At 36.6% G+C, this 13,165-nt stretch carries 11 protein-coding genes; 6 read left to right on the top strand and 5 right to left on the bottom strand.

Annotated elements, in window-relative coordinates:
• Positions 1–6 precede the first annotated feature (6 nt).
• The 4 genes from O3603_RS05815 to O3603_RS05800 are packed head-to-tail and all read right to left on the bottom strand — an operon-like array spanning position 7 to position 3,785.
• Positions 7–342, bottom strand: coding sequence for a hypothetical protein (locus O3603_RS05815; RefSeq protein ID WP_371521429.1), 336 nt, complete (start codon positions 340–342; stop codon positions 7–9).
• A gap of 20 nt (positions 343–362) precedes the next feature.
• Positions 363–2,954, bottom strand: coding sequence for a fibronectin type III domain-containing protein (locus O3603_RS05810; protein WP_371521427.1), 2,592 nt, complete (start codon positions 2,952–2,954; stop codon positions 363–365).
• Positions 2,944–3,510: a 1-acyl-sn-glycerol-3-phosphate acyltransferase gene (locus O3603_RS05805; RefSeq protein WP_315440748.1), complete on the bottom strand. Its 567-nt coding sequence runs from the start codon at positions 3,508–3,510 to the stop codon at positions 2,944–2,946. The genes O3603_RS05810 and O3603_RS05805 overlap by 11 nt, the downstream gene beginning before the upstream one ends.
• A 2-nt stretch (positions 3,511–3,512) precedes the next feature.
• Complete coding sequence (locus O3603_RS05800) at positions 3,513–3,785, bottom strand: hypothetical protein (RefSeq protein ID WP_004383637.1); 273 nt, start codon at positions 3,783–3,785, stop codon at positions 3,513–3,515.
• 203 nt (positions 3,786–3,988) lie between these two features.
• On the opposite strand from O3603_RS05800, the gene O3603_RS05795 reads away from it, so the two are divergent.
• The 4 genes from O3603_RS05795 (at position 3,989) to O3603_RS05780 (ending at position 9,228) form a co-directional block, all read left to right on the top strand.
• Positions 3,989–5,632, top strand: coding sequence for a diphosphate--fructose-6-phosphate 1-phosphotransferase (locus O3603_RS05795; protein WP_004383638.1), 1,644 nt, complete (start codon positions 3,989–3,991; stop codon positions 5,630–5,632).
• A gap of 106 nt (positions 5,633–5,738) precedes the next feature.
• On the top strand, positions 5,739–6,536 hold the full coding sequence (locus tag O3603_RS05790) for a glycoside hydrolase family 25 protein (RefSeq protein WP_155716511.1): 798 nt from the start codon (positions 5,739–5,741) through the stop codon (positions 6,534–6,536).
• Between the two features lie 823 nt (positions 6,537–7,359).
• Positions 7,360–7,527, top strand: coding sequence for a hypothetical protein (locus O3603_RS05785; RefSeq protein WP_155716510.1), 168 nt, complete (start codon positions 7,360–7,362; stop codon positions 7,525–7,527).
• Between the two features lie 27 nt (positions 7,528–7,554).
• A complete protein-coding gene (locus O3603_RS05780) occupies positions 7,555–9,228 on the top strand; it encodes a hypothetical protein (RefSeq protein ID WP_371521424.1) in 1,674 nt (557 codons plus the stop codon).
• A gap of 145 nt (positions 9,229–9,373) precedes the next feature.
• On the opposite strand, the gene prmA is transcribed toward O3603_RS05780, so the two are convergent.
• Complete coding sequence (gene prmA / locus O3603_RS05775) at positions 9,374–10,240, bottom strand: 50S ribosomal protein L11 methyltransferase (RefSeq protein ID WP_371521422.1); 867 nt, start codon at positions 10,238–10,240, stop codon at positions 9,374–9,376.
• A gap of 181 nt (positions 10,241–10,421) precedes the next feature.
• Here prmA and O3603_RS05770 point away from each other — a divergent pair, with 181 nt between their 5' ends.
• Positions 10,422–11,441, top strand: coding sequence for a hypothetical protein (locus O3603_RS05770; protein ID WP_371521420.1), 1,020 nt, complete (start codon positions 10,422–10,424; stop codon positions 11,439–11,441).
• 41 nt (positions 11,442–11,482) lie between these two features.
• Entirely contained in the window at positions 11,483–13,099 is a 1,617-nt protein-coding gene (locus tag O3603_RS05765; RefSeq protein WP_371521418.1) for an OmpP1/FadL family transporter, read from the top strand.
• Positions 13,100–13,165: the final 66 nt, after the last annotated feature.

Here is a 13,165-nt window from a genome sequence, read left to right as displayed (position 1 = left end):
TTTAGTTTATTCTTCTATTGTCTCTTCTCCAAGATTCACCTCAACCTGATGTTCTGCTACCCAGGTCTTGTAAAGCTTAATGAGATTGTTAAGTCCAATAGCTTTCATATTTTGGTTGTAAATAACATCTAAACATAAATCCAAAAGTTCTTTATCCTTTCCAGGTTCAGACTCTAATAGACCACGTATATTAAACTTTAACTTATCAAGAATGTTTTCATCAACAATTCCATTAGAATCTACAAGACCAGTGAGAAGGGCATACTTCTGAATAGTCTTTAGATGTTTATCACTAATTTCGATACTTCTCGTGCCTGTGGCATTTGCTTGAATTTTGTACATAGCTTTAACTTTTAAGATTATTATTTACTCATCAAGTAAGTGATGATTCCTTTCATTATGTTGTTACGTATAGATGAACTCTTTATACATTCAAGAGGGAAAGATGTGGTAAACACGCTATAATCATTACCTTTGTATGCTACAGCTGCACCATGCCCATCTGCATAAGTAAGAGCACAGAAAGCATTATCTGTTGGTGAAATATTATCAGGTGTATAAGCACCATAATGCTGCTCATTTATTGTGCGATAGATATCAAATGACGTTCCCATTCCACTAACTGTAGAATTGTAATTATCGGCATTAGAACCATCATAAGTAACTTTAAGATAGTTCTTCAACCAAAGTTGTTCTTCTGCACCTTGCATATCTGAAGCAAGATAGGAACCACTAACAAGCAACTTACCATGCTTCTGGAGATACGTCGAAAGTTTTTGACGAAGAGATGGTTTAAAACTCTTATAATAAATGAGACTATGCCCATCATCCTTCTCATTTCCAAGTACTAAATCAACAAGGGTATATTTGGAAAGATCAATCTCGCCATTTTCTACGGCTTTACTACTACAACTAACAATATTATAATTACCAGCATGTGATAAAGCTTCCGCATGTTCACGTGTATAACTAAAATTATTACCTGCTATAACTTTACCAACAAGTTCTTCGCCACCATAACCAAGAGCATTTACACCTTCTTTTCCCATCATAGAAACATCGAAGTTGCTCTGCCTACCACTCCAGCCTGCATTATTAATGTAGCTCAACCCAGGGTCGGCTTCTATATCAAATCCTTGCTCTAAGTTGTTATTGATAACAGCTGGAGAAGAAAGACGATGAAAACCATTGATAATTAAAATGGTCTGTTTAGCACCGTTACGTTGGAAAGCAGATAATGTCTCTGTTGGGAAACTTTCTCCACCACGATTACAAGCTGTAATCTTAAAATTATAGACCATCCCTGGTTCTAATTCTATGTCGTAATAAGAATCACGCACATTCACACCATTATCAAATCCACTGTTTCCGATAGATGTATAGACATTATATGAAGTAGGTATAGCTGTTGGCTCACTTACATCCGATGTAGCTTTCCACTGCAAACGTATCTTCTTGGCAGAAATATATTCTATTTTAAAGCTATTAGGAGCAAGTGGTTGAACCACATATCTTGTATGATGCATATCTGCTTCATACTTCAGAATAGTCTTATATATAGAACGTGCTAGTGTAAACTTAAAATTAGGATCTTGTCCCAACTTGATATCAGGGAAGTTTTGATGTGATAAAGTCTCTAATATTGCAGAAGGAACAGCTGGTAATCTAGTTTCACTATAATTACGATCCCATACAGAACGTGTTTGCCAAGAGATATTAAGGCTCTTTTCTATATCTTTCTTTGCATTTACAACAAGCTGTTGAGCCAATGTCTTAGATGCTTGACGAGAAAGACCATCGCCCAATGTACTATTACCTTGTTGTGTAGTACATATTCCTAATGTTCCAACAAGACTGCCATCTGACTTTATCCCCGCATCACTATGTACAGCTAAAGAAAGTTCTATAGGAACCATCTTACCATCTTTCACATGAGGAAGATAAGAAGATCCACCAGCTAGCCAATTTGTCATTAGTGAACGAGAATTAATGTCGTCATTATAATCATTAGAACCATTACTTGTACTTACAACATTCCTTGGAGCACCAGCCCATTGAGTATAATATCGAGCACCTTCTAGGAAACGTGGTAATCCACTAACAGAAGTTCCACGAACAATATTGCCCATACCACCACCAAAGCGAACAGCATCAGCAGTGACAATCCCCTTGTGAGCACTACGATTGGTGAGTACTACAGAGTTATTTATACTATTTCCTTTATCAAATTCGAAAGTACCAAGATATACCCATGTTCCTCCGCCCATTCTTTGATTAACATGGAAATGTGTTTCCTGCCCTTTATGAAATACAATATATTCTGCATCATCGACACTCTTCTTCTGTGTTTGATAGCTTACATATACAGCATAACGTCCAGACTCAGGAATTGTCGGTTGATAAACGACTGAACTTAATTTACTTTTACGCTTACGGGATTTTACTTGGCGGGCAGTACCTGCTATGAAGGGATTCTCACCATCGCTATAACTACCATAATGCTGTGCAAAGCCTGGTACAGATGTATTCTCCCACTTCTTTTTCAGACTTTCTTCTTTATAGCCGTTATACTTACTATCATTATCAACAATTACTTCATTCTTTTGCCAATCTCTTTCACGAGGAGTAAAGACTATTGCACCAGCATTCTCTAGTATTGGAATGAGATAGGGGAGTACTATTGTTTGAGTATATAGATCTTCCGTTGTACCAAACAGAATTGGACGTTGCCATTTCCATGTACCTTTCTTTGAATCGTAATATCTCCCGTGAGATGCCCATATGGAAAGGTGTCTATTCTGCAATCCTTCAGAAATCTCATTTGGACGAGACACATTCTTTACCCATGGCTTCCCCTGATAATCGGTCTTATCCCATGTTATTTTGCCCGTTTGTGCATGTAAATTTAGAGTAGATACAGCAATAAACGCTGTACACAACCATTTAATCTTCATTATTTATCTCTCCAATTGTGAATAGCTCTGGATGTCTACCTTTAAAATCTTTGAAATATAATTTTATCTCTCTCAATTCTTTCTCTATATCTCCTGTCGGAGTTATCACTTTAGAGCATACTATCATTTTCTGTTCAAAATCGACACCATAGAGGAAGATTGGCAATTTTGCTTTCATTGCTATATAATAAAAGCCTTTCTTCCATTCTGCATTTAAACTTCTAGTTCCCTCTGGAGTAACACAAAGTTGGAAAGAGTCAGCCCTCATAGCATATTCTGCTAATCGATCTGTCATACTCGTGTGCTTATCACGCCAAACAGGTATTCCTCCAAGTTTACGAAACATCCAACCTAAAGGCCAAATAAACCATTCCTTTTTCATCAAGAAATTGCTATGAAGCCCTTCTGCTCGTGCATACAACTGCCCTATAATAAAATCCCAATTACTTGTATGAGGCGCAAGACAGATAATAGCTTTATTGGGTAAAGTGAAACGAACATCTTTCTTCCACCCCATACGTTTATATAAAAGCCACTTTGAAAGAGATTGCAACATTACTACGCAAGGTTATTAAGTTGGTCAATAACTTCATTGACTTCCTTACTGAATTTATCTTTGAGGTCTTTAAAATATACCTTAGCAGGCATACCAGGCTCAACATGTGAGACGCGTCTAATATAATTATTGTGCATAGACAAAATAGAAGTGAGGAGAGCCTCTATATTGTCTGACTCACGACTCTCACCATAGAGAGAAGCTGCAATACCCTCTACAAACAAGTCACCACAAATATAATTAATGGTGCGCTTAAGATCTCTTTTGTTGCTCATATTAATCCTAAATAATCTATTATTTAACTTTTAAATGCTCAAAGATAGATAAAATAATTAGAAATACAAATATATCTCCTAATAAAATAGAGTTAAAAGAATAAATTAATGCCATTTCTTTTTATTTATCAGATAAAAAAAGTAATTTTGCATCATAGATAAATTATTAATAATTCATACATTTAAATCATTTTATTTACACGATGGAAATTAGCGCATTGCAGAAGGAAAGAGCAGGTTACCAACCAAAGTTACCAAAAGCTCTTCAGGGTGCAGTAAAGGTAAAAGAAGGTGCTCCTACACAGAGTGTTGATAATCAGGAGGACATCAAGAAGTTGTTTCCTAATACATACGGAATGCCTCTCGTAGAATTCGAACCAGCTGACTCTGCTAATAATGCAAAGATGAATGTTGGTGTAATCTTATCAGGTGGTCAGGCACCTGGTGGTCACAACGTTATCTCTGGCTTATTTGATGAAGTTAAGAAGTTGAATCCAGACAACCGCCTCTATGGTTTCCTTATGGGACCTGGTGGTCTTGTTGATCACAATTATATTGAGATTACAGCTGAGAACCTTCAGGCTTATCGCAACACTGGTGGTTTCGATATGATTGGTTCAGGAAGAACTAAACTTGAGAAGGAAGATCAGTTTGAGAAGGGACTTGAGATCATTAAGAAACTAGACATCAAGGCTGTTGTTATCATCGGTGGTGACGATTCTAACACAAACGCTTGTGTTTTGGCTGAATATTATGCAGCAAAACAATATGGCGTACAGGTTATTGGTTGCCCAAAGACAATTGACGGCGACTTAAAGAATGATCAGATTGAAACCTCTTTCGGTTTCGATACAGCTACTAAAACTTACTCTGAGCTTATCGGTAACATCGAGCGTGATTGCAACTCTGCTCGTAAATACTGGCACTTTGTTAAGTTGATGGGGCGTTCTGCTTCTCACATTGCACTTGAGTGCGCATTACAGACACAGCCAAATATCTGTCTTATCTCTGAGGAAATCCAGGCAAAGGATCAGACTTTGAATGACATCGTTGAGTACATTGCAGGCGTTGTTGCATATCGTGCAGCACAAGGCAATAACTTCGGTGTTGTTTTAATCCCAGAAGGTCTCATCGAATTTATCCCAGCTATCGGTCGTCTTATTCAGGAATTGAATGATTTGTTGGCTGCTCATGGTGCTGATTATATGAACCTTGACAAGGATGCACAGCGTAAGTATATCCTCGAACACCTATCTGCTGAAAACAAAGCTACATTCGAAACTCTTCCTGAAGGCGTTGCTCGCCAGCTTTCTCTCGATCGTGATCCACATGGAAACGTACAGGTTTCTCTCATCGAGACCGAGAAACTTATCTCAGAGATGGTTGCTGCTAAGCTTGATCAATGGAAGAAAGAAGGCAAATATGAAGGTAAATTTGCTGCACAGCACCACTTCTTCGGTTACGAAGGTCGTTGCGCTGCTCCTTCTAACTTCGACGCTGACTACTGTTATGCACTAGGTTCTTCAGCTGCTCAACTAATCGCTAATGGCAAAACTGGCTACATGGCTATCGTTAAGAATACGACTGCTGGTACAGACCAATGGAAGGCTGGAGGTGTGCCTATCACGATGATGATGAACATGGAGAAGCGTAATGGTGAAATGAAACCAGTTATCCGTAAAGCTCTTGTAGAACTTGATGGAACTCCATTCAAGACTTTCGCTGCACAGCGTGATAAGTGGGCTAAGGAAACATGCTACGTTTACCCAGGTCCTATCCAGTATTGGGGACCTTCTTCAGTTTGCGATCAAACAACTAAGACTCTTGTCTTAGAGCAAACTAAGTAAGCATACCCATAATAAGAAAGGTGTGTCAAATAAAAACTAATAAGGTTAAATATTTGGCACACCTACTTTTATAATCTAGCGAAACCTCATTTTACCTTCAGGCATAATGCAATTCTCAAAGCTACCTCAACATTTATTTCATCTTTGGATTATCATTCCACGTTGGGCGAAAGTATTGGGTGCACTATGTTTAGCTTGTATTTATAGTATTTCATTCTATCTCTTATTCGTAGCCCCCACAGGTTTCAGATGGCGCGGTATATATGGCGACCCAAATTATCCTACAGGTTACACAATCCATGGTATTGACGTAAGCCGATATCAAGGTACAATCAATTGGAATCGACTAAGAAATGCGATGATTGAGCGGTCACCAATTCGATTTGTCTTCATTAAGTCTACAGAAGGAGATAGCCACTTAGACGCAACTTTCAGGGATAATTTCTATAATGCGAAAGAATCGGGATTCATCCGAGGTGTGTACCATTTTTGGAGCAATAACTCATCGCCCAACCGACAAGCTTATTTCTTCCTGGCAATGGTAAAGTTAGAATCGGGCGACCTCCCCCCTGTTTTAGATGTAGAATCAAAACCAAACAATATCAGCACTAAGGAGTTTCAACAAAATATCCTTACATGGTTGCGTATTGTAGAACAGAAATATCATGTAAAACCAATTATCTATACCTATTATAAGTTTAAAGATCAATACCTATCCGATTCTCGCTTCGACGAATATCCTTATTGGATTGCACATTATTACGTAGATCAAATGGGCTATCAAGGTGCGTGGAAATTCTGGCAACATACTGATGCGGGCAAATTACCGGGCATTAAAGGCTATGTAGACTTAGATATATATAATGGAAGTTTCTATAGTCTTCAGCGTATGTTAATACCATAATCAACATAGAACTATCGTATTATTTTATAAGAAATATATTTACATTTATTTCCCTCAATATAGACTCTTTGCGTAAATATTATACGCAAAAATGACTTGTAATCTTGCTTTTTTCCAAATCGTATATACGTTTTTAGCAAAATGTACCTCCGTTTTCTTCAAAACCGACCTCCGTTTTGATAAAAACCAACCTCCATTTTAGTAAAAACCTACCTCCATTTTACCTAAAACGATAGTACTTTTTGTCCAAAACGATAGTACTTTTCACCTAAAACGATAGTTCTTTTAAATTAAAACCTCCTATCAATTCGAGAGGAACTTCTATTGAATTTTATAATTACCTATAATTCAAATATTTAAAACGAAACTAAAATTTCACTTTCATAAATACGATATTTGAGAAAAATAAGCCCCCATTTCAGAATAACGTAATTATAAGCCACTAAAATGGCAATATTTTATTACAAAGAATACTTTATTGATTAATATTTAACTTACGTATTTTTATGCTGTAACAAGTATACTATTTTGTTGATATACTATAATAGCATTCAAGTTTGAAATATCAATCCAATATTTCTTAACTATCAAAAATTTTATCATTATACTCTATTTTTGCTAATTTCTAATTAACAAAATTAGAATATTTAATGTAGTTTAACAAAATGGGGGGGTAAATAATAATTTTTAAATAACTTTGCACGCAAATTAAAGAGAGAACTAACAGAACTACCAAATATAAAAAAATATATCTTCATTATCTTATTCCTTTAAGGATAGATAGATAGAAGTGTTACGTAAACTAAATAATAAAATTTATTGTATGAAACGAAAAAAAGAGTACATGACTCCAGAGTTAAAAGTGATTATGTGCGAGTATGTGAGTATGATATGTGGGAGTAAGCCCACAGAACTAGATTCCGCAAATTCAGAAGAATCTGACTGGGATAATAATAGGGATATTGATAATAATGAATATGGTTTTGAATAAAATTAAGAACAAATTAGACACGAAGAAATGATGATAAGAAAGAATATGAAATGGGGATTGTTAGTAGCAATCTTTACGTTTTCGGCTTGTAACAATACTGAAGAGATTGAAAACGGAGGAACAAATAGTAAAAGTAAGGTGACTATTGAGATTACTGAAAGTAATTATGAAGATATTAGTACCCATACACGTGCTCATGTTGACGAGACAAACTTAGAGAATCTTCCAGAGCTTACACAAATTTCGGATTGTAGTGTTGCTACAGATGTAGAAAGTGATACAGCAAAAGACGAGAAAGCTGCTACAAGAGCAATCACAACACCAACACATTATAAAGTACGTGTTTATCAAGGTTCTACTAAGGTTGGTGAGTTGAGTGGTGTGTTAGCTGGAAATAACTTTACTCCAGACGCAGGTACAAGTAACCAATTAGACTTAAAACGTAATACGACTTATACATTTGTATGTTTTAATGATGACGTTGTTTCTAATGGCGACAATTTAGAAGTAGTATTAGCTAAGGCTGCTACAGCTCGTATTGGACGAAGTACATTCACAACAAGTGGTGATGGAAGTACTGCAATGATAAAGATTGTTGCTAAACATGCTGGCGCAAGAGTAAGGACAAAGATAATGGCTTATAAGCATATTGTAAAACCATTTAAGGCAACGTTCTCTTCTAACACACCTGATATTCCAACAAAGGTTTCCTTTAACCCTCTTACCAATAGTTATACCACATTATCTTCCGCAGCATTTGTATCAGAAGAAAATAACTCTCCGCTAAGTAATGAAACTAAATTCTCAGGATCAGGTTATGGTGGTTTTCCTGGTTTTACTTCTTGCGGACCTTGGCATTACGTGTTGCCAGGCACAAATGTAAATCATTTCCAAATGGATATTACTGAAGGACAGGTTTATTGGAAGAACATTGCTGGTAATATTCCCAAATTAACTATTAGTGATTATATAGTAGCAGCAAATGGAACTTACTCAGCAAGAGTACCGATGAAACCTGTTTATACTTATCTTTTTAGTGACGGAACAACAGGCTCATTGGCTGCAAACCCTAATAAGCATGCTGTGGCTGTTGTTGTTGATGCTGACCAACGTCTTGCGGCTGCTATAGAAGAAGCAGGGAATGGAGCAAAATATGTTTGGCAAGCCGCAAAGTATGGGTATAATCATACAGCTGCAAAGATTGTTGCTGATAATTGGATGCCCTATTTAGATTACACTTTCACAAATGGTGAGAGTGGTTATGACAACACATGGGATGCCTCTACCAGTAGTAGCATTGTTGAGGGAAACAAAGTGAGAGGTGAAAACCCTGATTTCCCAGCTTTTTATGCTGCTGCTCACTTCACCCCATCTGTAGGTGTAACAGGTTCATTAGTGGGGAAGAAATGGTTCTTGCCATCTGAATTAGATTACTTTTATACTGTTGTAACCCTTGGATTCACAGAGAAAGCCGAATTGAAAGGCTTATACAAGGCTTATTCTATGTATGGACTACTGTTTGAGCGTGCATTTAAGGAAGCTGGTGGTAAGCCTTTCTTAAATGATGAAGATACTAAGCACTTCTGGACAAGTACTGCCTTTAATGGTGGAGGAAGAGTTGAATTCCAAGGAATTGCAACAATCTTTGGTTCTGAATATCCTAATTATGAATATAAAGTTCGTGCTTTCATAAAGTATTAAACTTCAACTATCAATATTGATTACTATTAATCAATACAAAGAAATGGACTAACTCTTGTTTGAACTTTAAAGATCTATATCTTTAAGTCCTACATAAGTTAGTCCATTTTTATATAACGCAATTAATAAGATTGTAATTTAATATTTAAATCTTCTCAAGCAATAGGCAGCACCAGTCATGATTCATAATTCGTTTGCACTCTTCTAAACCTAAGTTTTGCGCTTCCTTTAAAATAATTTCAGCGTCTTGCTCATAGAATCCGCTTAAAATAATCCTAGAATTAGTTGTCATCACACTCACAAAAGCTGATAAATCCTCAAGAATTATATTTCGATTGATATTAGCCAAAACGAAATCGAATACTCCACTTATGTGAGATAGTACACGCTTATCGCCTTCCAGAACATCTAATTCAACCTCATTTAATTCTGCATTATGTTGCGCATTATTAACGCTCCATTCATCAATATCATAGGCGACAACCTCTTTTGCTCCATATTTTGCAGCCACAATAGCTAGGATTCCTGTTCCGCAGCCACAATCTAAAACTCTTTTTCCCGTTAGATTTTGGTTCAAAAGAAGCGAAACAATCATCTGAGTTGTCTCATGCGTTCCCGTTCCAAAGGCTTGTTTTGCATCAATAACTATCTTCGTTGGAATCGATTCGATATTTTGCAGATGATTCACATCCTCTAGTTTATTGCCACAAACAATAGCACATTGATTGTCAATAATTATCGGATCGAAGCCCGCTTTCTCCCATTCTTCATTCCAATTCCTATCTTCAACGTTACTAGCAGTAAACGTTATTTCGACATTTGGTATCGGAAAGTTCTGAAGTGTGTTTTCCAAACTCTCCGCATGAAAGAGTTCTTCTTGACAATAACCAATCAATTTCCCATTTTCATCCGAAAAAGATTCAAAACCGATCTCACCAGTAAGAGCAGCAATAATGTCTCTTATATCCTGATTATCAGGCTTTGCAGTAAATTCTACTTGTATATATCTCATAATGGTGTTAAATTTCTATTGCAAATTTATAAAAATTAGGGAAAAACCTACCATGGATTAGGGAAATTCTGTATATTTGCAGAGAAAGTTATTCTATTTTTGCACTATCGAAAGTGTATATTAAGTGCATTGGAGAATAAATTGGTGTTAAACAAGTTACAAATTAAAAAATAAAAGGCATATGAAACGAGTAGTATTACTTTCGGTTTTATTTGGAGCCATGCCATTATTATCAATGGCGCAGGATGACCTTTATTTCACACCTTCAAAGGCGGAACAAACAAAATATCTAAAGGATAGGGTAGAAGAGGATCGCCCAGTTTACTATAGCGGTATTGGTAAATCAAATGATGAGTATAATCGTCGGGGACAATATAGCTATAAGAAAGTTGGAGTAGACTCTTTGGGTAATGATATTTTTATGTCACGCATCTCAACTTTGCATGGCGATTCAGTTGTCTTGGATACTATTTACGGTGGATTAACACGTAGATATGATAGTAATAATGATGACTTTGCTTATAGTCGTCGCATGAGTCGCTTCGATGGTTATTGGGGCGGATATTATGATCCATGGTTTGCTGGTCGTTCTTCAATATATGTAGGTTGGGGCTTTGGTTCTCCTTTCTATGGTGGCTGGTATGACACTTGGAACGATCCATGGTATTACGGCTATTATGGTGGTTATCCTTATTATAGTTATTATGGCGGATATCCATACTACAGCTATTACGGCGGTTATCCTTATTATGGTTATGCTGGTTATGGATGGTATAATCCTTGGAGAGGATACTATGGTTATGGTTGGGGCTATCCATATTATGGCTATAGAGGAGCTTACGTAACTTATCGCAATGGGCATACTGGTACGGCTAACCATTGGGGAACTACTGCAGGAGATTATAACTATAATCGAAATCGCACATATTCAAACTATCCTCGTACCTATTCTGGTCAGAACAGAAATACCACGAATACTCAGCCTAATGATCTGAGAAGTTACCAGGATAGATTTGGCGGTCAACGTCAAAGTGACTTCCAGAATCAGACTCGCCAGGTTTATTCAATGCCAGAGAATAATTCCTTTGGTGGAGCTAGTAGAGGTTCCTTTGGTGGTGGCTTCGGTGGTTCACAAGGCGGAGGAGCAAGCTTTGGTGGCGCACGTGGCGGTAGCGGTTCTGTATTTGGAGGACACAGATAATTTTAAGTAGTTAGAAGTTAAAGGAAATAATGTTTATCATTATGAAGAATAGATATTTTTTATTTGCGACAGCATTAATGATTGCAATGTCAGCAAATGCTCAGGAAACTTATGAGAATGCAAAGTTAGTAGGGGAGGATCTCAATGGAACAGCTCGCTATGTAGGTATGGCTGGTGCTATGGAAGCATTGGGTGCTGACATATCAACAATAGGAACCAACCCTGCTGGCCTTGGTTTGTTCAGACATAGTAATCTCAGTGTTAGTGGTGGTCTACTCATGCAATCAAATGGTAAGGAGTTTACTAATAGTAATAAGACTAATGCTAGCTTTGATCAAATAGGTGGAGTATATTCAACTCGCACTGGAGCAAAGTCCTTCCTTAACTTTGGTTTCAACTATCATAAAGGTAAGAACTTTGATTATATCCTGAATGCAGCAAATTCATTGAATGGTAGTTCACAAAATAAGCAATCATTTATTAAGGGATTAGTTGGCAGTGAAGGCAATGGTGGCTTTTATGTAGATAGAGATCCTAAGACAAATGCGAATGTTGGATATTCTGACTTAAATAAGAAAAGCAATGCTTATACATTTAGTCAGATAGATTATCTCTATTGGAACACTTTAATTCCAACTAATAATCCTACGAAACCTTATGACTATGATGGAGGAAATGATTATACTTTTAATCGTGCTCACAATGGTTATATAGGTAACTACGATTTCAGTATTAGTGGGAACCTAAACGATAGGGTATATCTCGGTGTTACTTTCGGTATAAAGGATGTACACTATAACGCATATAGTGAATATTCTGAGAATTTAGTTAGTGGTGCGCGTGCTTCGGTAGCAGATAATAGAAGTATCACTGGTAGTGGTTTTGATGTTACAGCAGGTGTAATTGTACGTCCAATTGAATCTTCACCATTTAGAATTGGTGCGTATGTAAAGACTCCAACATGGTATGATTTGACCACATCTAACACAACTAGTCTTATAGATTATAGAAACTATGGTGCTGCAAATAATAGCAAGTACGTAAACAACTCTTATGACTTTAAGATATGGACTCCTTGGAAGTTTGGTTTCTCATTAGGTCATACTATCGGAAGTTCTCTTGCTTTAGGTGCAACTTATGAGTATGAAGATTATAGTCGCATCAATACGAGAATCAATGATGGTGGTTACATTGATTATTGGACTGGTAGTTATTATGATTCATCTATCGCTGATACTCAAATGAATAATCACACACGAGAAGTTCTAAAAGCTGTTAGCACTTTAAAATTAGGTGTTGAGTATAAGCCAACAACAAACCTCGCATTACGTGCTGGTTATAATTATGTAAGTCCAATGTATTTTAGCGATGGACAGAAAGACCCAGGTCTATCTTCATTAGGAACATCTTATGCTTCAGCAACTGATTATACCGACTGGAAGGCAACGAATCGTTTTACCTTAGGTGTTGGTTACCAGATTGATAAGTTTAATATAGACTTAGCTTATCAATATAGTAGTCAGTCTGGTGATTTCTATCCATTCTCAAATGTAAAGAATATAAATATCAACTCAACTACATATAATAATATAGCAACAGGAACTAAAGTTAAGAACGATAAGAGTCAATTACTATTGACCTTAGGTTACCGCTTTTAACCTGACACATATTCTTAAATAGTAAACAATAGATAGGATAAAACTCTTACTTTAAATATTAGGATA

Source organism: Prevotella sp. 20925_1_30 (assembly GCF_041433025.1).
In the GTDB taxonomy this organism is placed as follows: Bacteria; Bacteroidota; Bacteroidia; order Bacteroidales; family Bacteroidaceae; genus Prevotella; species Prevotella vespertina.
This window is presented reverse-complemented; position numbering and strand designations above follow the sequence as displayed.

Coding starts and splice junctions, on each gene's coding strand:
- O3603_RS05815 (WP_371521429.1), bottom strand. CDS start 342: ATGTACAAAATTCAAGCAAATGCCACAGGCACGAGAAGTATCGAAATT.
- O3603_RS05810 (WP_371521427.1), bottom strand. CDS start 2,954: ATGAAGATTAAATGGTTGTGTACAGCGTTTATTGCTGTATCTACTCTA.
- O3603_RS05805 (WP_315440748.1), bottom strand. CDS start 3,510: ATGTTGCAATCTCTTTCAAAGTGGCTTTTATATAAACGTATGGGGTGG.
- O3603_RS05800 (WP_004383637.1), bottom strand. CDS start 3,785: ATGAGCAACAAAAGAGATCTTAAGCGCACCATTAATTATATTTGTGGT.
- O3603_RS05795 (WP_004383638.1), top strand. CDS start 3,989: ATGGAAATTAGCGCATTGCAGAAGGAAAGAGCAGGTTACCAACCAAAG.
- O3603_RS05790 (WP_155716511.1), top strand. CDS start 5,739: ATGCAATTCTCAAAGCTACCTCAACATTTATTTCATCTTTGGATTATC.
- O3603_RS05785 (WP_155716510.1), top strand. CDS start 7,360: ATGAAACGAAAAAAAGAGTACATGACTCCAGAGTTAAAAGTGATTATG.
- O3603_RS05780 (WP_371521424.1), top strand. CDS start 7,555: ATGATGATAAGAAAGAATATGAAATGGGGATTGTTAGTAGCAATCTTT.
- prmA (WP_371521422.1), bottom strand. CDS start 10,240: ATGAGATATATACAAGTAGAATTTACTGCAAAGCCTGATAATCAGGAT.
- O3603_RS05770 (WP_371521420.1), top strand. CDS start 10,422: ATGAAACGAGTAGTATTACTTTCGGTTTTATTTGGAGCCATGCCATTA.
- O3603_RS05765 (WP_371521418.1), top strand. CDS start 11,483: ATGAAGAATAGATATTTTTTATTTGCGACAGCATTAATGATTGCAATG.